General features: G+C 42.6%; 20 protein-coding genes. 8 read left to right on the top strand and 12 right to left on the bottom strand.

From position 1 onward, the window contains the following. The first annotated feature begins 79 nt into the window (after positions 1 to 79). The 3 genes from F7734_RS19685 to F7734_RS19675 are packed head-to-tail and all read left to right on the top strand — an operon-like array spanning position 80 to position 2,387. Complete coding sequence (locus F7734_RS19685; protein ID WP_155746261.1) at positions 80 to 1,234, top strand: family 10 glycosylhydrolase; 1,155 nt, start codon at positions 80 to 82, stop codon at positions 1,232 to 1,234. An 18-nt stretch (positions 1,235 to 1,252) separates the two neighbouring features. After that, entirely contained in the window at positions 1,253 to 1,681 is a 429-nt protein-coding gene (locus tag F7734_RS19680; protein WP_166482011.1) for a DUF2358 domain-containing protein, read from the top strand. A gap of 1 nt (position 1,682) precedes the next feature. After that, positions 1,683 to 2,387 carry a phosphatidate cytidylyltransferase gene (locus F7734_RS19675; protein WP_155746259.1) on the top strand — a complete coding sequence of 235 codons (705 nt, stop codon included), beginning with the start codon at positions 1,683 to 1,685 and terminating at the stop codon, positions 2,385 to 2,387. 155 nt (positions 2,388 to 2,542) lie between these two features. Here the strand turns inward: F7734_RS19675 and F7734_RS19670 are convergent, their stop codons facing one another. From F7734_RS19670 to F7734_RS19645, 6 genes are all read right to left on the bottom strand, one after another. Continuing rightward, complete coding sequence (locus tag F7734_RS19670; RefSeq protein ID WP_155746258.1) at positions 2,543 to 4,033, bottom strand: carotenoid oxygenase family protein; 1,491 nt, start codon at positions 4,031 to 4,033, stop codon at positions 2,543 to 2,545. Positions 4,034 to 4,360: 327 nt separating this feature from the next. Continuing rightward, positions 4,361 to 5,836 (bottom strand): folate/biopterin family MFS transporter, encoded by a 1,476-nt coding sequence (locus F7734_RS19665; RefSeq protein WP_155746257.1) that lies wholly within the window; start codon positions 5,834 to 5,836, stop codon positions 4,361 to 4,363. A 149-nt stretch (positions 5,837 to 5,985) separates the two neighbouring features. After that, the gene (locus tag F7734_RS19660; protein WP_155746256.1) at positions 5,986 to 7,119 is read right to left on the bottom strand and encodes a beta-ketoacyl-ACP synthase; all 1,134 of its coding nucleotides are present in this window, start codon (positions 7,117 to 7,119) and stop codon (positions 5,986 to 5,988) included. 87 nt (positions 7,120 to 7,206) lie between these two features. Then, complete coding sequence (locus tag F7734_RS19655) at positions 7,207 to 8,010, bottom strand: peptidylprolyl isomerase (protein ID WP_155746255.1); 804 nt, start codon at positions 8,008 to 8,010, stop codon at positions 7,207 to 7,209. Positions 8,011 to 8,111: 101 nt separating this feature from the next. Beyond that, positions 8,112 to 8,909, bottom strand: coding sequence for a peptidylprolyl isomerase (locus tag F7734_RS19650; RefSeq protein ID WP_155746254.1), 798 nt, complete (start codon positions 8,907 to 8,909; stop codon positions 8,112 to 8,114). Positions 8,910 to 9,029: 120 nt separating this feature from the next. Beyond that, entirely contained in the window at positions 9,030 to 9,626 is a 597-nt protein-coding gene (locus F7734_RS19645; protein WP_155746253.1) for a photosystem I assembly protein Ycf4, read from the bottom strand. 422 nt (positions 9,627 to 10,048) lie between these two features. Between F7734_RS19645 and psbD the strand changes: the two genes are divergently transcribed. The 3 genes from psbD (at position 10,049) to F7734_RS19630 (ending at position 13,664) form a co-directional block, all read left to right on the top strand. Further along, on the top strand, positions 10,049 to 11,107 hold the full coding sequence (psbD, locus tag F7734_RS19640; RefSeq protein WP_155746252.1) for a photosystem II D2 protein (photosystem q(a) protein): 1,059 nt from the start codon (positions 10,049 to 10,051) through the stop codon (positions 11,105 to 11,107). Further along, positions 11,091 to 12,479 (top strand): photosystem II reaction center protein CP43, encoded by a 1,389-nt coding sequence (gene psbC, locus F7734_RS19635; protein WP_166482010.1) that lies wholly within the window; start codon positions 11,091 to 11,093, stop codon positions 12,477 to 12,479. The genes psbD and psbC overlap by 17 nt, the downstream gene beginning before the upstream one ends. 420 nt (positions 12,480 to 12,899) lie before the next feature. After that, positions 12,900 to 13,664 (top strand): sporulation protein, encoded by a 765-nt coding sequence (locus tag F7734_RS19630; protein WP_155746251.1) that lies wholly within the window; start codon positions 12,900 to 12,902, stop codon positions 13,662 to 13,664. A gap of 70 nt (positions 13,665 to 13,734) precedes the next feature. Here the strand turns inward: F7734_RS19630 and F7734_RS19625 are convergent, their stop codons facing one another. Then, positions 13,735 to 14,775, bottom strand: coding sequence for a HAMP domain-containing sensor histidine kinase (locus tag F7734_RS19625; protein WP_155746267.1), 1,041 nt, complete (start codon positions 14,773 to 14,775; stop codon positions 13,735 to 13,737). A 265-nt stretch (positions 14,776 to 15,040) separates the two neighbouring features. On the opposite strand from F7734_RS19625, the gene F7734_RS19620 reads away from it, so the two are divergent. Beyond that, positions 15,041 to 15,958 (top strand): aspartoacylase, encoded by a 918-nt coding sequence (locus F7734_RS19620; protein ID WP_155746250.1) that lies wholly within the window; start codon positions 15,041 to 15,043, stop codon positions 15,956 to 15,958. Here the strand turns inward: F7734_RS19620 and F7734_RS19615 are convergent. Then, positions 15,953 to 16,525, bottom strand: coding sequence for a hypothetical protein (locus F7734_RS19615; RefSeq protein WP_155746249.1), 573 nt, complete (start codon positions 16,523 to 16,525; stop codon positions 15,953 to 15,955). The two genes, F7734_RS19620 and F7734_RS19615, sit on opposite strands and share 6 nt — an antisense overlap. A 295-nt stretch (positions 16,526 to 16,820) precedes the next feature. Here F7734_RS19615 and F7734_RS19610 point away from each other — a divergent pair, with 295 nt between their 5' ends. Beyond that, positions 16,821 to 17,831 carry a hypothetical protein gene (locus tag F7734_RS19610; protein ID WP_155746248.1) on the top strand — a complete coding sequence of 337 codons (1,011 nt, stop codon included), beginning with the start codon at positions 16,821 to 16,823 and terminating at the stop codon, positions 17,829 to 17,831. 68 nt (positions 17,832 to 17,899) lie between these two features. On the opposite strand, the gene F7734_RS19605 is transcribed toward F7734_RS19610, so the two are convergent. From F7734_RS19605 to F7734_RS19590, 4 genes are all read right to left on the bottom strand, one after another. Further along, on the bottom strand, positions 17,900 to 18,868 hold the full coding sequence (locus F7734_RS19605; protein ID WP_155746247.1) for a TIGR03885 family FMN-dependent LLM class oxidoreductase: 969 nt from the start codon (positions 18,866 to 18,868) through the stop codon (positions 17,900 to 17,902). Between the two features lie 66 nt (positions 18,869 to 18,934). Beyond that, positions 18,935 to 20,560, bottom strand: coding sequence for an alpha-amylase family protein (locus F7734_RS19600; RefSeq protein WP_155746246.1), 1,626 nt, complete (start codon positions 20,558 to 20,560; stop codon positions 18,935 to 18,937). 74 nt (positions 20,561 to 20,634) lie between these two features. Then, a complete protein-coding gene (locus F7734_RS19595) occupies positions 20,635 to 20,973 on the bottom strand; it encodes a hypothetical protein (RefSeq protein WP_155746245.1) in 339 nt (112 codons plus the stop codon). A gap of 343 nt (positions 20,974 to 21,316) precedes the next feature. Further along, entirely contained in the window at positions 21,317 to 22,174 is an 858-nt protein-coding gene (locus tag F7734_RS19590; RefSeq protein WP_243146971.1) for a hypothetical protein, read from the bottom strand. Between the last annotated feature and the right edge of the window lie 460 nt (positions 22,175 to 22,634).

Below are 22,634 nucleotides of genomic sequence, written 5' to 3'. Positions count from 1 at the left end.
AACTAACAACTAACAACTAACAACTAACAACTAACAACTAACAACTAACAACTAACAACTAACAACTAACAACTAATAAATGACAAGTGTAGAAATACGAGGCGTTTGGCTTACCACTACTGATAGCAAAGTTCTTGATTCACAGCAAAACATTGCAGAAGCGATGCAATTTCTTGCTGAGACAGGATTTAATGTTGTTTTTCCCGTAGTTTGGACTAGGGGAACAACAATATATCCGAGTCAAGTCATGCAACAAACCTTTGGTACAGACATTCACCCGCTTTTTACTGAGCGCGATCCTTTGGCAGAATTAATTGTTGAGGCGCAACGAGTAGGGCTAAAGGTGATTCCTTGGTTAGAATATGGGTTTGCTAGTTCCTACAATTTGAATGGTGGACTACTCTTAGCAAAAAAACCTGAATGGGCGGCGATTGACAGTGAAGGCAATTTACTGAAAAAAAACGGTTTTGAGTGGCTAAACGCTCTTGACCCGGAAGTTCAAGGTTTTATGTTAAGCTTAGTGTTGGAAATCGTTAAAAATTATGCAGTAGACGGTATCCAAGGTGACGATCGCTTTCCTGCTTTGCCTAGTGAAGGTGGTTACGACCTTAATACTAGATATATGTACCGTCAGCAGTTTGGGGAAGAACCTCCACAAAACCCCAAGGACAAACAATGGCTGCGCTGGCGTGCTGATATTCTGACGGCATTTCTAACTCAGCTGTATCAAGAAGTAAAAGCTGTCAATCCCAACCTAGTAGTATCTATTGCTCCTAATATTTATGACTGGGCGTATAAAGAATACCTACAGGACTCTCCTACGTGGATGGAAAAGGGGTTAGTAGATATTATTCATCCGCAAATTTATCGACGAGATTTTGCTGCATACAAAGGAATTGTTGATACACTAGTCACCGAGCAGTTCACGGACGCTACACTGCCAAGATTAGCACCAGGGATTCTCATGAAAGTAGGTTCTTACCGCATGAGCCAGGAGTACTTGTTACAAAGTATTCAGTACAACCGTACTCTTGGTATTTTAGGGGAAATCTTTTTTTTCTATGAAGGTTTGCGAGAAAACAATAATGCTCTAGCCCAAGTATTGCGACAAAGTCCCTACTCTCAATGTGCCGCATTTCCTTCCCTATCGGACTTAAATCGAGGTAGAGTAATCAAGAAACCTTCATTTTCTGTTTTTCAAAAGCTGTTAGGTTTTCTGAAGAATCTTTTCTAGGATTTGGGGAGTGATGGTGTGGAGTATGACTTTCAAGTAGAACGAGTCATAAAGACTCTCAAACAAGATTTACCAACATTGTTTGAAAAAGATATATCTTACGAAATTTACACACAAGATATATCTTTTCAAGACCCGGTTAATAAGTTTAAAGGTAAATTTAGCTATCGTATCATTTTTTGGACTTTGCGATTCCACGCACAACTCTTTTTTACTAAAATTTTCTTTGATTTGCATGAAGTGTCTCAGTCAGATAAGGACACCATTTTAGCAAAATGGACTGTTCGCGGTATTTTGCGCGTTCCTTGGAAAGCTAAAGTTTATTTTAATGGTTACTCAACTTATAAACTCAACCAAAATACTTTAATTTACGAACATATCGACACTTGGGATCGAAACCCAGGAGAAATTTTGCAGCAATTTTTCCGTAAAGGAGGAGATATTTAAGATGTTATCTCAAGCCTTCAATATTAGCCCATTGTTAGGAAACCTGATAGCTACATTGCTAACATTTGTTTATGTATTCGGATTACTAGCCATCTTAAATTTTTGTGTTTTAAACTTTAAATTACCACAAGATATTAGTCGTAAAATTGTTCATATTGGCGCAGGCTCTACTATTGGCTTTTTAGCTCTTTACAACAATCTACACTGGTCTAAATACCTTAATGTATCCGTTTTTGTAGTGTGGATTGTTCTTCTCGTGCATAAAGGTTTGTTTGCCAACCCAAATGATGAAGCTGTTATCACCATGACACGCACGGGAGACAGGCGCGAACTTCTTAAAGGACCTCTTTTTTTTGTTATTATTGCCACCATTTGCGGCACGTTCCTTTATAAAAATTTTGCTGGAATTGTGGCGATGGCAAGCCTGGGTTGGGGTGATGGCATTGCACCAATCATTGGTTGTCGAGTTGGCAGAATAAAGTACACAATTTTAAGTTCCAAAACACTAGAAGGCAGCCTTTCAATGTTGATTTTTGCCTTCATTGCTAGTGTCTTTTTTGTTTGGCTTATTATACCTAATCAAGTTAATTTTACAAGAATTTTTCTACTAGCATTACTAGCTACTCTTATAGAAGCCTGCAGTCCTAAAGAACTTGACAATATTCTAATACCAACAGGAGTTGCGATCGCAGCGAATTTCATCTAGCACCTCCTCGTTCCCAGGCTCCGCCCCCTCGTTCCCAGGCGGAGCCTGGGAATGCCTTCCTAGAGGCTCCGCCTCCTGTGCGATCTGCTACACGAGGCAGAGCCTCGCAGTCTGCGTTCCCAGCCAGAGACTGGGAACGAGAGATACGAGAGATGTTAAAGAAAACATTCAGAGACAAAGTTACCGTGTAAACCATAAGGCACATGGTGCTTGAGATGCAATTTTGCGATCGCACCCCGTTCAAAATCTTTAGCGTCTAAAATAACGACATCCGAACGATGATGGGTAGAATTGTACACCAAACCCACTATCCAACCGTCATCTTCTCTTTCAGAACCCGGACAGGGTACAAAAATGGGTTCGCTAGCAAAACCATGAGGTGCAGCACTCCAAAGTTGGCGTTTACCAGATTCTAAATCAACTTTCAAAAATGCCTGTAATGGTGCATTTCCAAGACTCGCGTGTGCAGCACCCATATACAAATAACGGTATGGACGCCCAACTTTTTGGGGATGCATGGTGGGAAACTCACAGCACTGACTTTCCAATAACTTTCGTTGCACGGTTTTCTGTTGGAGATTGAGATTGAAGCGCCACAATTGTCCCGGTTGAAGCGCATCAAAATCAACTTCCCGAAAATCGCTTTCCGGTTCCACTTCTGGTAGTGATTCGTAGCAAATAGAGTCAACCACAACTTCATCCCCCATCTCAAAAGCGTTGGCATGGTGGAACACAAAGCCAGATTGAGTTTCTATAATCTGAACTTCTTTCTGTTTCGGGTTGCGAGAAATAATGATGATGCGAGTCGGTTGATGTGGCTGAAATTTAATACACTCTCCAGCACCACGCATTCCCAACACAAAAGGTAAGGGGTTGAAGGTTACGGGATTTTGAAAGAAAATGCAGTAATTTGGAGTGATAGCAAAATCGTGGATAAAGGCAAAACCAGGTACGCTGTGAGGGTGCTTGCTAACGACTTCGCCTTTATCGTTTAGCTCAAAAATAGTAATTGTTGTGGAGAGTCCCGGCTTGATAGAAAAGTTAACCAGTCTTGGCATCCCACTATCACCGTAACTGGGGTCAAAACGAGGATGGGCAGAGAAAGCCTCACCTTCTGATAAAACACCATTAAAGTGTTCTGTCCCTAACGTCTCCAATGTATAAGGATCGAGGCGGTGGGGGTCAGCTGCTTCCCATAGAGCCAGCAATTTTCCACCCCAATAAATTACGTTCGTGTTGGCGATATTTTTGAGCCTGAAATCGAAGGCATTTGCTAACACTCCTCCGGGTTTTTGCGTACCGAATACGCCGCGATAGAGAATTTTGCCAGCTTTTTGTTCTTCTAAGTAGGCTGTGGTACGGATATGGCGATTGCTGAAATGAGCACGTCCATCAATAAAGGTAACACGAGAAATCATGCCATCTCCATCGAAGGGATGATGAATGTGCTGACCATTAATGTCTAGCAATCCAGGTCCATTTCTAAATAAAGTACCGTGAAGTTCTGGGGGAATTTCCCCTTCTATATCGCTAATCCAATAATCAAACTCTTCTTTGAGAGACTGATATCCTGCTTGCCAACTAGCACGGGTGTATGATTTTTCTGGAACTGTAGAGGCTCGTTCGTAGAGTTGAAAAGATTGCATATTTTCAATTTTGGATTTTGGATTTTGGATTGTTTTCTAATACTTCTTGTCCCCAATCCCTATGAGGATGTTTGAAAAGTCCTGTTATCAATAGCAAAATATTCGAGTTCCCCTAAATCTCCTAATAATTTGGGGGTCTTTAAGAGTATTTCCCCCCTTTTTAAGGGGGGCTAGGGGGGATCGATAATTGCCTAAAATCACAGCCAACCACTTTTTAAACAATCTCTAAGGGATGATTTATCAAGAAACATTACTTGCTATGAGACTACCGAACATATGTTCCTCTCCCAATTTGATTCTTTGTTGGGTTTCGTTCCTCAACCCAACCTACCAATTTGATTCCTCAGAGAGTAATTCAGGTACAAAGGGTTGTTCTCCGTCTTTGGTTGGAACTGATTGTAGAACTTGTGTGGATGCTGGTTGTAATTTTTGTGTTTCTGTTGTTTCGTTTTGCGAGTCAGAGGATGGCAGCCATTTTAGGAATGGCAATGGTAGCAATGTACTGAAGTTTGTAATCAGAACTAACAACCATAAAGAATCAAAATTTGATTCGGTGATGCCCATCAAGTGCATCAATCCCGCCCCTAGTTCGTAGGAAACCAATCCCGCTAAGTTTGTTACGGACATTAACAGAGCAAATAATGTTGCTTCTACACCCGCAGGACAAAGCCTTGCTGCTAGTACTAAAACGGGCATATAAGCAATTTGCCCCATGACAGTTAAAATGAGACTGTCACCTAAACTAAACCAGTGGTCATCTATACCTAAAGCGCGGTTGGTATGAGTGACTAGCAGCAGCATTGTCATTCCTAACATTGCTGAGAGGACTGTACTCCAACCAAAAATGACTCTGTAGGGAACAGTTTTGAGGAAACGCTGAAAAATCCAAATCCCAATCAAGGATGCAACACTTGTTACCAAGCGCACTCGCCCTAAAAATTCTGGTTCAAAGTGTAGTTCGTTGGTGGTAAAGAAGAAGAAAGCTGAGTCTGCAGTTGGTGTGGCTTGCCAAAGGAAAAGAAATAATGTCGGTAGCCAAATTGCTTTCTGAGTGATGGCTTTACGCAGTTGTCCGACTTGGTGCTTGATGTTAACAAAATTTGTGCGTTCGCCCCTGGCGCAAGCCGTACCCGGCTTATCGCTGTTACTTTCGTCTCTAGTAATAGATGATTCAGCAATCAACCAAGCCACGGCGGAGACTATCAGCGGGAATGTTGCCGTGATCCAAAAGACGGTGCGGGTGGTGAAGTGCTGTAGCAACAAACCGCTAAAGTATGCTGTAATCAAACTTCCTAAAGCGGATGTACCCCAAGTCAAAGACTGCAGAGAACCTGCTTCTGCTTGGGATTCCTTCCTTGCTCTTTCGACTACCAATGAGTCAACAATAACATCACTGACAGCAACTGAAAGGGAACCCAGTGCGATCGCCAGTGTAGCAGCTATCGGTGTATGAACGATTGTGGCAAGACTAACCCAAGATGTTGCTCCCAGTATTCCTGACAAAACTAGATAAGGACGTCGGCGGTAGCCAAATATGGGCAACCCGTCAGAAATAAAACCAAATAGCGGCTTGATAATCCAGGGAAGGGCAACTATGCCTAACATTGCCGAAACTTGAGCTGGGGTTAAACCCAATTCATCCTTAAGGAAGAAGCTAACGGCAAGACGTGCTAATCCTAAAATGCCTTGAACAAAGTAGACGGTAAGAATGGCGACTAGCTCGGTAGTCGGCTCGTTACCGAAAAAAACCTTTTCCCTTACTGAGTCTTTGACCTTGGACAAGCCAGAGGAAGAAACCAGCATTGATAAATAATTTTTAAGATTTATCGACTTTTATATATCATATCTATTTTTTGTGAAGAACGTGTGGAGATGCTCAACCTTCTCAAGTACGGTTCAGCGTAATGGTCTATGGGTATGGAGCAAATTATTTGCTTAACAAAATATTAAGATTAGTGGTTTTTTGCCAAAGCTACGACTGCATTTTGCCCGCCAAAGCCAAAACTCAAACAAAGCACGTTGTGAATTTTGCTTGAATGTGCTTCTTTTACCAAATCTAAATCAAATTCAGGATGGCTCAATCCCACACAGGGTAGTATAATTTGATGCTGTAATGCCATGAGAGAAAAGGCAATACTTAAGGCTCCTGATGCACCTAAGGTGTGACCTGTAGCTCCTTTAGTTGAACTGACTGCTATGCCCTGAGGAAACAACTGCTGTATAATTTTGCTCTCTATGCGATCGTTCATTTGCGTTGCTGTACCGTGGGCGTGAATGTAGTCAATATCATTGAAGGTCAAGCGGGCGCGGTCTATACATTGTGCGATCGCTAGTTTTGCACCCCTTCCTTCTGGTTCTGGAGCACTTGCATGATATGCATCTGCTGTCAAGCCAAAACCGAGAATTTGACTGTAAATTTTAGCTTGACGCTGTTTTGCTAATTCCTCTGACTCTAAGATAAAGACAGCACCGCCTTCTGCTAACGCCAAACCTTCTCGGTTTAAATCAAAAGGATAAACTCCTGTTTTTGCTAAAGCCCCCATTTGTTGAAACCCAGTTAAGGTGAGGGGTGTTATCGGGGCTTCTACTGCACCTGCGATCGCTCGCTGACATTGTCCAGTTTGAATCAGATTAACTGCTTGTGCGAGCGCCCAAATTCCTGTAGAACAAGCAGCCATGGGAGCTAACACTATTCCACAAGAGCCAATTTGCCGTGCGACAGTGATAGCGTTCATATGGGGCAAAGTTTCTAACCAATCTTCGTCCCATTGTTCCCACTTCTCCCTTGCCATCTGCTCCCACAAACCTTGATTGCTGCGGCTCGAACCAATCACTACTCCACAATCAACCAAAGGTGGGAGTAGATCGGCATCCTGCAACGCCAGAGAAACAACTAACTGAGTGAGTGTTCTTAATCTCACTGGTTCTTTCTGAATCATACCTAGAGGATAGGCATTTAATTCTGGAAACGGTTGGTGCAGCTTAATTCCAGATTGACCTGCAATCAACTGTTGCCAGCTTTCCTCTAAACTTTTACCTAAAGCGGAAACAAGACCAATACCAGTAACAACAACTTTTTTGCTCATTGCTCATTGCTCATTGCTAATGGCTAATTGCTAATTGTTTTTTCCATTAGCCATTAACCATTAGCCATTAGCTATTAGCCATTAGCCCTATTTCAAATTTTCTGCACCTTGAGTGACTTTAGCTGAATCAATTCGATCCCCTTGCTGAATTTTATCAACTACGTCCATTCCTTCTCGGACATAGCCAAACACAGCATAACTACCATCTAAGGGGGGCAAATCGGACAAAGCAAAGTAAAACTGAGAGGATGCAGAGTCAGGCATTTGCGATCGCGCCATTGCCACCGCACCGCGTTTATGCCTTAGTACTGGTTGTTGAGAAACTGCTGCATCTTTAAAAGTTTTACTATATAGCGGTTTGTCTGAACCTAGCGGCTTAATTTCTAACGGTATATAACGAATTTTATTTGTTTTCGGATCGATAAAACTACCCGTGCCTAGATCGGTGGCTGGTACTTTTGGATCTTTACTTTGAGGATCTCCGCCTTGCACTACAAAAGGACTTGGATCTCGCTCAACTCTATGAAACATTAGCCCGTTGTAGGCACCTCGCTGAACCAAATCTACAAAATTCCCTGCACTGATGGGAGCATTGGTACCATCCACTTCGATAGTGATGGGTAAACCTTTGACTGTCATCACTACAGTTGCTTTGCCTTCAAGCCGTGGTAATTCTTTAAATCCGGGAATGCTCGCGCTGAGATTGTCCGATACGGGCGTTGCTTCTGAGTTTACCGTCTCAGTACCTGTCTCAGTTGATAACTCAGAACTTGTTTGAGTAGCAGTAGATGTTGGAGAGGAATTGGAAGCTATCGGTGATGTTGAACAGCTGGCAAACAAAAACGCACTGAAAATGAAAACGAATAAAAATTTAGAACAATTTAACCGCATTGCTTAATACAAACACAATCAGTGTATCTTAACCTCATTTGCTAATGGCTAATGGCTAGTGGCTAATTGTTCAACAGCCATTAGCCATCAACTATTAGCTATTAGCCTTTCAAGTTTTCTGCTCCTTGAGTCACTTTCGCTGAGTCAATGCGATCGCCTTGTTGAATTTTGTTAACAACTTCCATGCCATTAGTGACGTAACCAAAAACAGCATAGCTGCCGTCTAAGAAACTGAGGTTGTCTAGAGCAAAATAAAACTGGGAGGATGCAGAGTCAGGCATTTGCGATCGCGCCATTGCCACTGCCCCTAGTTTGTGCTGAAGTACAGGTGGTTTATTAATGCGAGCCATTTCAAGAGTTTTGCCGTAAACTGGCTCCTCTGCGCCTTGGGGCTTAATCTCTAGAGGAATGCGACGTTCTTTACCAGTTTTTGGATCGACAAAACCGCCTGTTCCCAAGCGGCTTGCTGGTACTTTTGAGTCTTTACTTTGAGGATCGCCTCCTTGAACCACAAACGGTTGGGGCTGGCGTACAACTCTATGAAAAACTAAGCCATCGTACACGCCTTTTTGAACTAAATCTACAAAATTACCTGCAGTGATAGGGGCATTTGTACCATCCACTTCAATAGTGATAGGCGATCCATCAACAGTCATCACTACAGTCGCCTTGCCTTCGAGCCGTGGTAAGTCATTCATTCTGGGAGTACTTTTGTTTGTGAGTTGGGATACAAGGGTTCCTTGTTGGGTTAAAGTTCCGAGAGTTAATTGGGTAGTTGCTTGAGTCAGTTTGAAAGTTGGTAGAGAACTGGCAACAGCTTGCTGTGTGAAACAACTGCTAAGCCAAAAGATACCAACACTCACTAAAGCAACTGCGAATTTGGAAATGTTAAACCGCATTACCAAGTACAGAAGCGACCAATGTATCTTAACAATTGCTAATGGCTAATTGCTAATTGCTAATTGTTAAGACAGCTCTTGACAACTAGCCATTAGCCATTAGCCATTAGCCATTAGCTACTATAGTCCTTCCAAAGGTACTTCCAAAAAGCGTGCTAATTGAGCGCCTTGAGTTTCCAGCTCTTGCAATGGCATAGGTTGACCCACTGGCGATAAAGGAATGTCTCGGCGACCTTTAACACGTAGGTAAAGTGCGCGACGGGGATTAATGCCCTCTCTAATTTCTACTCGAACGGACTGCACATCTTGTATGCTGCTATCGATTTCTATACGACGGTTTTTACCGGGAAATCCCCAGCGAAAGATTTTCACTTTTCCAGTTTCCCGATTGAAATCATTGTACCCGCCGCCTATATCCCAGAGAACCGTTAACCACAGGTACAGGGCTAAAAGTAAACCGGCAGAACCGTACAACCCCATGACTAATCCTTGAGGATAGAACACCAGTTGCGTTGGGTCAGTCACTAAGAGTAGATTAACTCTTAGATAACTCGAAATTCCAGCTAGCAAAAAGCCTGTAGACCCCATTGAGACTATAGTTGCCCACCAGTAGTTACTGAACCGACGGGAACCGAGAACCTTTTGGTGGAGAACGTTTGAGGCAGAGTTGCCCTCTGACGGAAACTCGCCTTTGTTGATGGTTGTTGATGCCGTCATTTGAACTGAACTACCTTAGCACTGATAGATACTCTCTACTCAGTTTGCCACTGGAGCGCGTGTATTGCAAGTTTTGTGAGATTTCTGAGAAAAGTTGTGTCAGATTGTAAAAATTCTGATATTAATCATAAGTAGTGGGTTTGTGCTGTACACCTGATTTTTGAGTGTTAATCGAGCACAAAGCCGGAATAATGTGATAAGTTAAAAATCATTAAGTTTCTGCAAGCTGGATTACCAACTGGTGGAAACTGTTGTGACACTAGTGTAAGTGACCTCTATGAGGTTTTATGAGAAACTGAAATTACTTAAGGTAGCAGTTTCTCAAAGTGGTCAGTTGTTTTTAGGCAACTGTTAAGTGTCATAAACAAAGCCTTAATTCCTCAAAAAGTTGCAATTTTAGTAAAAAAGAGGATTTTAGTCCAATGACCATAGCAGTTGGACGCGCCCCCAGTACAAGAGGGTGGTTTGACGTTCTAGATGACTGGTTGAAGCGCGATCGCTTCGTATTTGTAGGTTGGTCGGGGATACTGTTGTTTCCCTGTGCTTTCCTCGCCCTCGGCGGTTGGCTGACCGGGACAACATTCGTAACAAGCTGGTACACACACGGCTTGGCGTCCTCCTACTTGGAAGGGTGTAACTTCCTGACAGTAGCAGTATCCACACCAGCAGACAGTATGGGACATTCCTTGTTGCTGCTCTGGGGACCAGAAGCACAAGGAGACTTCACCCGTTGGTTCCAACTAGGTGGGTTGTGGCCTTTCGTAGCGCTACACGGAGCCTTTGGTCTGATTGGGTTCATGCTCAGACAGTTTGAAATCGCTAGACTCGTAGGGATACGTCCATACAATGCGATCGCATTTTCCGCACCAATCGCGGTGTTCGTGAGCGTATTTTTGATGTACCCCTTGGGACAATCATCCTGGTTCTTTGCACCCAGCTTTGGAGTCGCAGCCATCTTCCGCTTCTTGCTGTTCTTGCAAGGGTTCCATAACTGGACACTCAACCCCTTCCACATGATGGGAGTGGCGGGTGTACTGGGAGGAGCGCTGCTGTGTGCCATTCATGGTGCAACAGTAGAAAACACCCTGTTTGAAGACGGAGAAGGTTCCAACACCTTCCGTGCCTTCAACCCCACCCAAGCAGAAGAAACCTACTCAATGGTGACCGCAAACCGTTTCTGGTCACAGATATTCGGGATTGCGTTCTCCAACAAGCGCTGGTTGCACTTCTTCATGTTGTTTGTACCAGTCACCGGTCTGTGGATGAGCGCCGTAGGCATTGTCGGTTTGGCACTCAACCTGCGGGCATATGACTTCGTGTCGCAAGAATTGCGTGCGGCAGAAGACCCAGAATTTGAAACCTTCTATACCAAAAACATTTTGCTAAACGAGGGTATCCGCGCTTGGATGGCTCCTCAAGATCAGCCTCACGAAAAATTTGTATTCCCTGAAGAGGTACTGCCCCGTGGTAACGCTCTCTAATAGACCTGCAGTGATGGGCGCAGGACGTGACCAAGACTCCACTGGTTTTGCTTGGTGGGCTGGTAACGCCCGTCTCATTAACCTCTCCGGTAAACTCTTGGGTGCTCACGTTGCCCACGCTGGCTTGATTGTGTTCTGGGCTGGAGCAATGACCTTGTTTGAGGTTGCTCACTTCATTCCTGAAAAGCCCATGTACGAGCAGGGTTTAATCCTGCTACCTCACCTAGCAACTCTCGGTTGGGGTGTCGGTCCTGGTGGTGAAGTTATTGATACCTTCCCTTACTTTGTAGTAGGTGTACTGCACCTCATTTCTTCTGCAGTACTTGGTTTTGGTGGTATCTATCACGCAATCAGAGGTCCAGAAACCTTAGAAGAATACTCTTCTTTCTTCGGTTACGACTGGAAAGATAAGAACAAGATGACCAACATCATTGGTTTCCATCTCATTATCTTGGGATGTGGCGCTCTGCTGTTGGTATTGAAAGCAATGTTCTTTGGTGGTTTGTATGACACTTGGGCACCCGGTGGTGGTGACGTTCGTGTTATTACTAACCCAACACTGAATCCTGCTGTTATCTTCGGTTACATACTGAAATCACCCTTCGGTGGCGAAGGTTGGATTGTTAGCGTTAACAACCTAGAAGACGTTGTTGGCGGTCACATTTGGGTTGGTTTCATCTGCATTGTAGGTGGTATCTTCCACATTCTCACCAAACCTTTTGGCTGGTCACGCCGCGCTTCAATTTGGTCTGGTGAAGCTTACCTCTCCTACAGCTTGGGCGCTTTGTCCTTAATGGGCTTTATTGCCTCCTGTATGGTTTGGTTCAATAACACCGTTTACCCAAGTGAATTCTACGGTCCTACCGGTCCTGAAGCGTCTCAAGCTCAAGCTTTAACCTTCCTCATCCGCGACCAGCGTTTGGGTGCTAACGTCGGTTCCGCTCAAGGTCCAACAGGTCTTGGTAAATATCTGATGCGCTCTCCTACAGGTGAAATCATCTTTGGTGGTGAAACCATGCGCTTCTGGGATTTTCGCGGTCCTTGGTTAGAACCTTTAAGAGGACCCAACGGTCTTGACTTAGACAAAATCAAGAACGACATTCAACCATGGCAAGCTCGTCGTGCTGCTGAGTACATGACTCACGCTCCTTTGGGTTCTTTGAACTCTGTAGGTGGCGTAGCAACAGAGATTAACTCCTTCAACTACGTATCTCCTCGTGCTTGGTTGGCGACTTCTCACTTTGTATTGGCATTCTTCTTCTTAGTAGGTCACCTGTGGCATGCTGGCCGCGCTCGTGCGGCAGCTGGTGGTTTCGAGAAGGGAATTGACCGTGAAACTGAGCCTGTATTGTTCATGGGAGATCTTGATTAATAGATTCTTTCATCACTGATAATCGGGTTAAAGCTTCTGCTTCAAAGCAGGGGCTTTTTTTTGAATTATGAATTATTAATTATGAATTATGAAACAATAGAACTTCTGTGCTCTTTTTGAAGAAAAAGGGCTAGGAATCAATACTGCTTGGTTAAGCTTAAAAATACGAAAATACGTAGGTTGGGTTGAGGAACGAAACCCAACATTTACAAGCATTTGTTGGTTTTCACACACGGTAAAACCAACCTACAAAAACTCTCAGCCCTTGCAGTATTGGGCAAGGAATAAGATTATATTTATCTCATAATTTCTTAACAATGTAATTACAGACAATTCACAAATTAGTCAGTTAAGCTAGATTAAATTCGATTACAAGACATTTCATCCTTCATAATTCATCCTTCATAATTCTTCCAGTTTATGTTTAAAAAGTTTTTAGCAAGTGTAGGGATTGGTGCTGCAAAAGTTGATACACGGTTGTTCAACGATTCTGTTGTCCCTGGCGATCTCCTAGAGGGTGAAGTCCATATTGTTGGTGGAGATGTCGCGCAGGATATTGATGACATTTACTTGAAATTGGCGACTGAGTACAAGCGTGAAACAGAAGACTCCACTTATCATGAAGAATGCGTAATGGTTAACTATCGTTTATTGGAGCGATTGAGCATTCAAGCAAAAGAGGAATTAGTCGTACCATTTTCACTCCAACTTCCCTATGAAATGCCACTCACGTTAGGGGGTACTCCTGTTTACGTAAGGACGGGATTAGATATTAAAACTGCTATCAACCCTAAAGACAAGGATGCTTTAGAAGTTAGACCTCACCCTTTAATGCATAGAGTTCTGGAAGCCGTAGAGAAACTGGGTTTTCATTTGCATAGAGTAGATTGTCAGTATGCTCATCATTTTGGCGGGGCTTATCCCTTTGTGCAAGAGTTCGAGTTTCGTCCTACAGGAAACTACAGCAGTCCCTTAGATGAATTGGAAATTATTTTTAACTTAAGCCCCCATGAATTAGAAGTTTTAATGGAGATTGACAAACGGGCACGTGGCTTTAAAGGTTGGTTGGATGAAGCGCTTGATATTGATGAGCGTTATGCACGTTTTTATTTGACAGAATCAGATCTCTACGAGCTGGATGTAGAAGCCATGATTGATGATGTTATTCAAAGCCATTTACATTGAACTACTTAGGGCTATTACTTTAGATTTCAATCATTCCTAGCCCCTAACCCCTATTCCCTATTCCCTGTTTTCAAACCAATGGCAACGAGAATTGGAATGTGCTTCCCTCGTCTATCTTACTGTGTACTTGGAGCTCGCCTCCTTGTAACTCGACAAGACGGCGCGAGATAGCCAAACCAATTCCGGTACCTCCAGGGCTGCGAACACGAGAACGATCCGATCGCCAAAAGCGGTCAAAGACAAAGGGTAGATCCTCTGAACTAATGCCATACCCTGTATCAATAACTGCAATCCATAATTTAGGAGGTTCGCTCCGAACTCTTATTGTGATGGAACCTTCCAAAGTGTAACGTATTGCATTGCCAAGCAGGTTTACCAAAATTTGCTCGACTCGTTCGGGATCGGCAAAGACTAGGGGAGGATTGAGCGGACAATCCAAACGTAAAACAGGGCCTTTTTCTAAAAGTTGATCCGAAAAGCGCTGAATCAGGGACAGAAACAGTGGGTGTAAATTAACAGGTTGTATGTTGATGGGTAGATATCCTGCCTCAGCTTTAGAAAGTTCTTGTGTATCATCAACTAACCGATGTAATCGCGTTGTTTCCCTAGCCAATCGCTGAAAAACTTCTGCTGAGGATTCAATTGTACCATCTGCTAAACCCTCCAAGTAACCTTCTATAATTGTTAGTGGGGTACGGAGTTCATGGGTTAAGTCTCCTATAAGTTCTCGACGGCGCTGCTCCACCCCTTCAAGATTGGCTGCCATTCGATTGAAACTGATGGCAAGACGGTTTAACTCTGCAATCTCATTTTCAGGTATTCGTGCTTTTAAATCCCCCTGTGCGAATTGCCGGGTAATTTTCTCCATTTGATTGAGAGGTTGTACAATTCGTCGGGCAACTAAATAACTTAAGCCACCTGCTACGGTTGCGCCTATTAATATAGAGCACCAAGCTCCTCTGTTCCAAGCTGTTTCAAACTCCTCAACTAATTCGTGGCGAATTTCACTTAGGTCAAATCCCCTTCCCTCTAGAGACTTTAAATGCAATCCAAACAAGTGGGGTGAGAAGAACTTGCCTACCATCACTAGGGTACTCAACCCAGATAACATAACAATAACGTGGGAGAACAGTAATCGCGATCGCAGGCTAACCTTGCTCACTTTTTCTCTAAGTAGCGGAGTTTTTTCATTTATAACCTATTAGGCGAGCCTATTTTAGCAAAAATTGGATTACAGCCATTGAAAACTTCTGCGGATACAGCAGGTCAATGGGAGGTGACACCTCAGAGTCAACACCCTAGGCTATGCCCTACAATAGCGGACAATGGGCAGTGCTACGTGTTTAGGTAATCTTTTGACGGGAAGGGATGATAATATGACTAAAATTAAACGGGTTGCAATAGTAGGCGGAACCCATGGAAATGAATTTACAGGAGTCTATTTAATTAAAAAATTTGAAAAAGATCCTGCTTTAATTCAGTGTCATAGCTTTGAAACCTTCACATTGCTGGGAAATCCCAGAGCTTTTGAAGAAAATAGGCGGTATATTGACAAAGACTTAAATCGTTGTTTTTTCAAGAAAGACTTACAGGATACAACTTTATCTAGTTACGAAGACACTCGCGCAAAAAATATACAACAAATTTTAGTACCAAAAGGGAACTCCCAAGTAGATGTCATTATGGATTTACACTCGACAACTACAAACATGGGACTCAGCATTATTTTGCAAAACCAGCATCCTTTTTTACTTAAGTTAGGGGCTTACTTAAGTTCAATTAATCCATTGGTAAAAGTTTGCTGTCCTAATTCCGATAGAGAAAGTAGTTTTCTCCGTTCTCTTTGCGAATTAGGCTTTGTTATTGAGGTTGGTCCAATTGCACAAAGTATCTTGATTGCAGAATGGTTTCAAAAAACCGAAGAACTCGTATATAGTATCTTGAATTATTTAGATGCTAGCAACCAAGGAACAGCACCACAATCTCCCAGTGCAGTCACGGTGTATTTAACTATCAGTGATGTAGATTATCCTAGAAATGAGCGGGGAGAGATTCAAGCAATGATTCATCCTCAGCTTCAGTTTAGAGATTACCAACCACTTCATCCTGGCGATCCAATGTTTCTTACTTTTGATGGTAAAGAGATTCCTTATGTAGGAAAGTCAACTGTTTATCCAATATTTATCAATGAAGCTGCGTACTATGAAAAGGGAATTGCCATGAGTTTAACAAAAAGGCAAGAAATTTTACTTTCAAGCGACGATCGCATAGAGATGCTACCTTCAGAATCATAAAAATCTTATAATATGTTGCTCTGTAACTTGCAACACGCCAATCGCAATTTGAATCAAAGGCCAACCAACCAAACATATTAAAGCTGCTTGATTAGTGCTAATATCTAATCCTTGACGAACAGCTATAATCACTGCTAGCAAACTCCATACTGCTAATATCAACTCAATTGGTCGTCCTAGTAAAGGTATCAAGGTTAAAAAATTGAGGACTTGTGGTGCATAAGCAAATCCGATGGGATTCAATAAGTCACCAAAAGTTGGATCTATCGGCTTTAACCACTGTCCAATTTTCCAGATAGTGAAAACCCAAAAATAGTAGCCTGCTATTATTGAGAGTAAATCAAGTAAAAGCAATGCGAGCGCGAGGGCTAAGGGTACAAGGTTGATTATCAAGATAACACTACTGCCCAAAGCATGAGAAAGAGCAGAGAAAATCACAATAGATAAAGCTAACTGACGAGTTTTTGGAGTGTTATGAGCATTTTCATAAAGGCTAGAATTTAACAAGAGAGCATATTTAAGAGTTTTCCAAAACCCCTGATTTGATTTTTTGTTTTGAGCTCTCATTTTTGGTTGGTTAGTGGTTGGTTGTTAGTGGATAGTTGTTGAGAGTTAATATTCAATACTTGTCGGGTTTTGCGGAAAAATCCGAAAACACGTAGGTTGGGTTGAGGAACGAAACCCAACATTTACAGACATTTGTTGGATTTTCCCACGGGTTTACCCAACCTACAATTTCCTCAGCACTTGCGGTAATAGGTGATTAAAATGCTGATAATATAAGTATTTTACCACTAACCACTAACAATTGTAAGGGCGCAAGGCGTTGCGCCCCTACTAACAACCAACCACTAACCATAAAATGCTTAGATTTATTCAGCAAATATTGCTAAGGGTACAAGGTGACACCTTAAAGCTACTTATCTTGGCAGGAGTTTTGCTTCTAGCTTGGGGAACTTTAGCGCCTGTAGGAACTTTGATCTGGTGGTTGCAAGAAGGTGCGGAAATTTTGGGTTTAAAAAATCCAGACCAGACAAAGAAATTAACTCCAGATGTTAATCCATCAAGTGGTGATACTCGGTCTGCAAAAATTAACTGCTACATTGTCTTCTTGCCAGGAGTGGGAGATTTTTCAGCAAACCAGTTAACTCCAGGTGAAGAATTCTTTTTAGATCGATTGGAGCAACTTCATTCTAATTGTGTGACAGTTCGAAACGTTTTTCCTTATTCAGCTGCAAACGAGAGTTTGGGAGGACAAAGGTTTCTCAGTCCTCTCTGGCGTGCTGTGAATGAAGCAGACGGTTGGCTAAAAAATGCCGATGTTTTAATTAAAATTCGCAATCTCTGGCGGTTTGCCATTTCCGCAGACGAACGTTACGGTTCTGTTTACAACCAGGGAATTGCCACAGCAGTTGTCGATCGCATGAACGCCGCATATCCGATTTCGCGATCGCAGCCACCCCTGAAACTTATCCTCATTGGTACGAGTGGAGGAGCACAAGTGTCTCTTGGTGCCGTCTCCTATCTAGAGAATTGGTTGAATGCCAAGTTAATCGTTGTCTCCGTTGGGGGTAGCTTTGATGGAAACACTGGCTTTGAAACCGTTGACCACGTGTACCACCTTCAAGGCGATCGAGATTGGGTTGAGGATGTAGCTCGTTTTTTGTTTGCATCACGGTGGCCGATAACCGTTGCTTCTCCCTTTAATCAGGCACGGCAACAAGGACGTTATACCGTCGTCAGTAGCGGTCCTCACGCTCATGATGGACCAGAAGGGTATTTTGGAACAGCACCTGTGGAAGGAAAGAAAACGTCTTACGTAGAGTTAACCGTGCAGAAAGTGAATCAATTGCCCATTTGGTCTGAAAACTAAACCATTTTGGATTTTAGATTTTAGATTTTGGATTGAGGAAGACCTCTCATTATTTTTTCAACTAGGAATTAATTACGAGCCAGTATTGGCAATACTTTTTCCCCAAAAACTTCAATAAACTGCTCCTGTTCCCGATTGACATTGTGCAGGATAAGTTCATCAAATCCGAGTTCAACGTACTCCTGAAGCCACTCAACATGCTGTTGTGGATCTGAAGAAATTCGGACAAATGAATCTAACTCATGGGGTTGAACAAACGATCCGGCAGCATCAAATTGCTTTGGAGTTCGCAATTCAGTCATCAAAATATTCTCAAAAATATTGTTGCGCCATTGCTGGTGTGCTTTGTGCCGTGCTGCTTCCTCATCGCGATCGTAAGAAAGCTGCACTTTCAAAATCATGGGTTTGCCTTCACCACCACCACGACGAAAAGCTTCAACGACTTCTTTCAGTTTGGGAATTGGGTGAGAAATAGTAATCAGCCCATCAGCCCAACTGCCAAACCACTCTGCGGTTTTAGAGGTGATAGCAGCTCCAATCACTGGGGGTGGTGTTTCAGGACGGGTGTATAGTTTTGCCTCTTCGACACAAACTAAACCATGATGAGTGACTGTTTCTCCTGCCCAAAGAGCACGCATAACATCAACACACTCTTTGAGACGAGCGTTTCGTTGAGACTTGGTAGGCCAAACGTCTCCAGTAATTTGTTCGTTGAGTGCTTGACCGCTACCAACCGTTAATATAAAGCGATTGGGAAACATTTCTGATAAAGTCGCTACAGCTTGAGCAACGATCGCTGGGTGATACCTCTGCCCTGGAGCACAAACCACTCGATAGGAAAGTGTGGGAGTCGCTTGCATTGCAGCACCCAGCCAAGACCAGGCAAAACCGCTTTGCCCTTGTTGTTCGCTCCAGGGATGGAAGTGGTCTGAAGATAGGACATGAGTAAAGCCAGCTTGTTCTGCCATTTGGACGTACTTAAGCAGTTCGCTGGGTTTAAATTGTTCGTGGGAAGCCTGAGTGCCAATTTTTACCATAATATTGCTAATTGCTAATTGCTAATGGCTAATGGCTAATTGTTCTATTAACTATTAGCCATTAGCCTAACACATCGTATTTACTCGGAACCAACGGTAACCGTATGCTGATAAAGGAATGGAAAGCAACTCGCCTTGAATGGGTTCGTATTGCCGATCGCAAAACAACTCAATCAAGTGCTTGTACTTGTTTGTTTTAATAGTGGCAATACACTCTTTATCTGCAAGATTGTGAATTGCGATCGCAGTTCTACCTTGCCACTCACAGCAGTGAGCGAAGACGCAGGGTTCATTGGTTTCTAGAATTTGCCATTCTCCGCGACCAAATTCCGGGCATTGCTTGCGAATGCGGATAAGTCGTTCCATCCAATTCATTAAGGAAGCTGGGTCGCGTTGTTCGGTAGCAACGTTAACGTGTTTGTATCCGTAGTCGCCTTCTGAAATGCTTGGTTTGGCTAGAGTTTTTTCAGGGGCAGTAGAAAAACCACCGTTGGGTTCTTCCGACCACTGCATCACAGTACGAACACTTTCGCGACCTTCTAGAGACAAGTCCTCACCCATACCAATTTCATCACCGTAACGCAGCATGGGAGTACCGGGTAAGCTAAACATCAAACTGTAAGTCATCTCTATACGATGACAATTGCCTCTTAGCATAGGTGGTAGTCGGCGACGAATACCCCGTCCGAAACTCCGCATATTTTCTTCAGGGGCGAAAGCCGCAAAAACCTCTTCTAGTTCTTCTGAAGAAAGCCCAGAAAGGTCAAGTTCATCGTGATTTCGCACAAAGTTAAGCCATTGTCCAATTTGAGGAATTTTGGGTATTGACTTTAACCCATTAATCAAAGGCGCTGCTTCCTGACGAGCAAGAGCAAGAAACATATGGCGATTCAACAAAAAGTTGAATAGCATGTGCATGCGATCGCCTTCTCCAAAGTACACGGAGAACTGGTCTGGTGTGACATTTGCTTCTGCAAGCAAAATTGCATCAAGACTGCGAGACGAAACAAATTCTCGCATATTGGACAGGAAATTTTGCAGGCATTTTTCGTCTGCACCTTCAATACCAAGTCCCGTTATCAAGAAAGGAGCAGCATCTATCCGAAAACCAGAAACCCCCAGTTCCAACCAGAAACCCATAATTTTATAAATTTCTGCTTGCACTGCGGGGTTAGCAATGTTCAAATCTGGTTGTTCTTTGTAGAAGTGGTGCAGGTAATAGGCTTGGGAAGTTTCGTCATACTCCCAAACGCTGTGTTCAGTATCAGGAAAAACAGGTTCTACTTGGTGTTCGGGTGGCTTATCTGTCCATACGTAATAATCCCGGTACTTAGAGTTTTTATCGGCTCGTGCTGCTTGGAACCAGGGATGTCGATCGGAGGTGTGATTCACCACCAAATCCACCAGAACTCGAATCCCTCGCTCTCGTGCTTGGTACATGAACTCCACAAAATCGCCCAATGTTCCCAATCGAGGGTCTACATTATAGTAGTCCATCACGTCATAGCCATTATCTCGATTCGGAGAAGGATAAAAAGGTAGGAGCCACAAACAAGTAATACCCAGTCCCGCAAGATGGTCCAAGCAATGAGTTAGCCCTTGAAAGTCACCCACACCATCGCCATCCGAGTCCATAAACGTTTCGACATCCAGAGAGTATGCGATCGCGTTTTTATACCACTGGTCTTGCATCAAACCTCCTCATTGATTGCAACTTGCTTTCAACTTTTACCGTGATTTTACTGGCTAAATTCCTATAAATTAAACTATTTCTTACTTCTTATAGCTACGTAATCAGGACATTCACTAGCTGATTTTGTCATCACTAAACAAGGCTGAACAGCACATTGCAAGTATTGATTTTGTTTAAAAAATTGGCATTTAAAACATGGAATTCGAGAATAAAGTTTTGAACTAACTATTCTTTGATATAAAGCCTGTGTGAAATTAGTTTGCTTTAAAAAAGCGATTGAAAAAACGAGTAAAAAGAATAGAGGAATTAGAAAGACACTTTCACTGGGAATCACCAACTCTGTTTTTGACGCAGACTCTTGAGGTGACTCACCAAGAGTCTGCTCCACAATAATGACTTTTTCTTGATTCATTGTTATTAAAAAATATTACAACATTGTCTACCCTAGTAGGTTGGGTTGAGGAACGAAACCCAACAAACGCCGCGAGAATATTGGATTTCGTTCCTCAAACCCCACTTCACTCTACTGGTGTCAACCAGAGCACTTTTTGTGGCTCTCCAACCTACACAAAATCAGGTTTTTAGCTCTAACTCAACCGTATTGCGCGTATCTTTAAGGAGTTACATCAAGTTCGGCTAAACACTTACATAAGGTTCGTAGTTGCGCTTTAGCGCGCTGAAGCGCAACTACGAACCAATAATTTTATAAGTCACTAGTCGCCCAGTTCTCTACCAATGGTCACTGCTCACTGACTTTAAGGATAGATAGCGCTAGCAATAAATACAGGCTTATTTCTATAATCAGCCTCTAACTGGGCTTTCACTCTTTCATCCCACCTAACGTTATACGCTTGCTCAATCTCATTCACATTAAACGGACGCAGTTCTCCCATAACCATCACAGTCTGACCCTTCCGAATCTCCTCTTTTGGCGCAGGCTTGAGAAAAACTAGCAAATCCTGTGCACCTAATAAATAATTTTCATCCATAGTAAATAAAACCGGGCTTTGAATGTTATCGACTTCCCCCCTAACCGCAAGCGTTCCACCATAGAATCTTTTGGCATTGCTCGTGATTTGACCTGGTGTGGGTGCTTGTATTATGTTTTGAGCAATAATTACAGGTTTATTGACATAATCTTTAAAGTATTCATCCTGCAAATCCAAATTATAGTCACGCTCGATTTGGGGAATGTCTAAATTACGAACTTGACCAGTAACTTGAACTTTTACATCTTTATTTTTGGGTAAATCAAAAGGTACGCCCGTAGTGTTTACGACAACAAAAGGCTCACCGCTCATAAATCTGCTATCACTGACTGTAAAAGAGCTTGAACCCACTTTTTTAAAAGGCTTGCTGATAATCGTCACGGTTTTACCGATATAATCATCCGTGTTGGTGGTTATATCATAAGTACTCGCAATCCCCGGAGGTGAAGCTGCATCAGTACCATATCCAAATCGAACAAACATGGCTAATACTGCTGTAGCTATGACTACCTTGGCATTCCAAATGTTTTCAAAGAGATCCTTAGTGCTAGACATAGCTTTTGTGTTAACCTGACTTTTGTTACTTACATCCACGTTAGACGGACTTTTGTTACCTAGATTCATGGTTCAATTAATATTTTTTCAAAAAATGAAATTTTACATTTGTTAGGCAAAAAATTTAAAAAAATAAAGAAATCCTTTTGCAGGTTCTTTAATTTCTTCAAATTTTCTACTTATGAGCCATAGATTAAGCAGACAAGTGTTGATTAATTGGACAATTCTATAGCTAGAATAAACATTTTCTGCAATCATTTCTTCTAGCCAAAGTCAGAAAAATAAGGTTAGATAAACTTGTTTTACTGTCCGATAGATAGATCCCATAGGTAGAGCTTTGCTTGTTCTTATACCAATTCCTTAACTCTTTGAGACAAATGCGATCCCCCCTAAGCCCCCCTTGTTAAGGGGAGATGGGGGGATCGTATGTAATACCATTTTGGATTTTAGATTTTGGATTGGGAAAGTCATGTCTAGACTGGATTTGGGTCAACTATCTGTCGCATTCTTTGTTCAAATTGGTATGAGA

Source organism: Scytonema sp. UIC 10036 (genome assembly GCF_009725235.1).
Note: the sequence above shows the minus strand (reverse complement) of the source record. Positions and strands in the feature narration are given on the sequence as shown.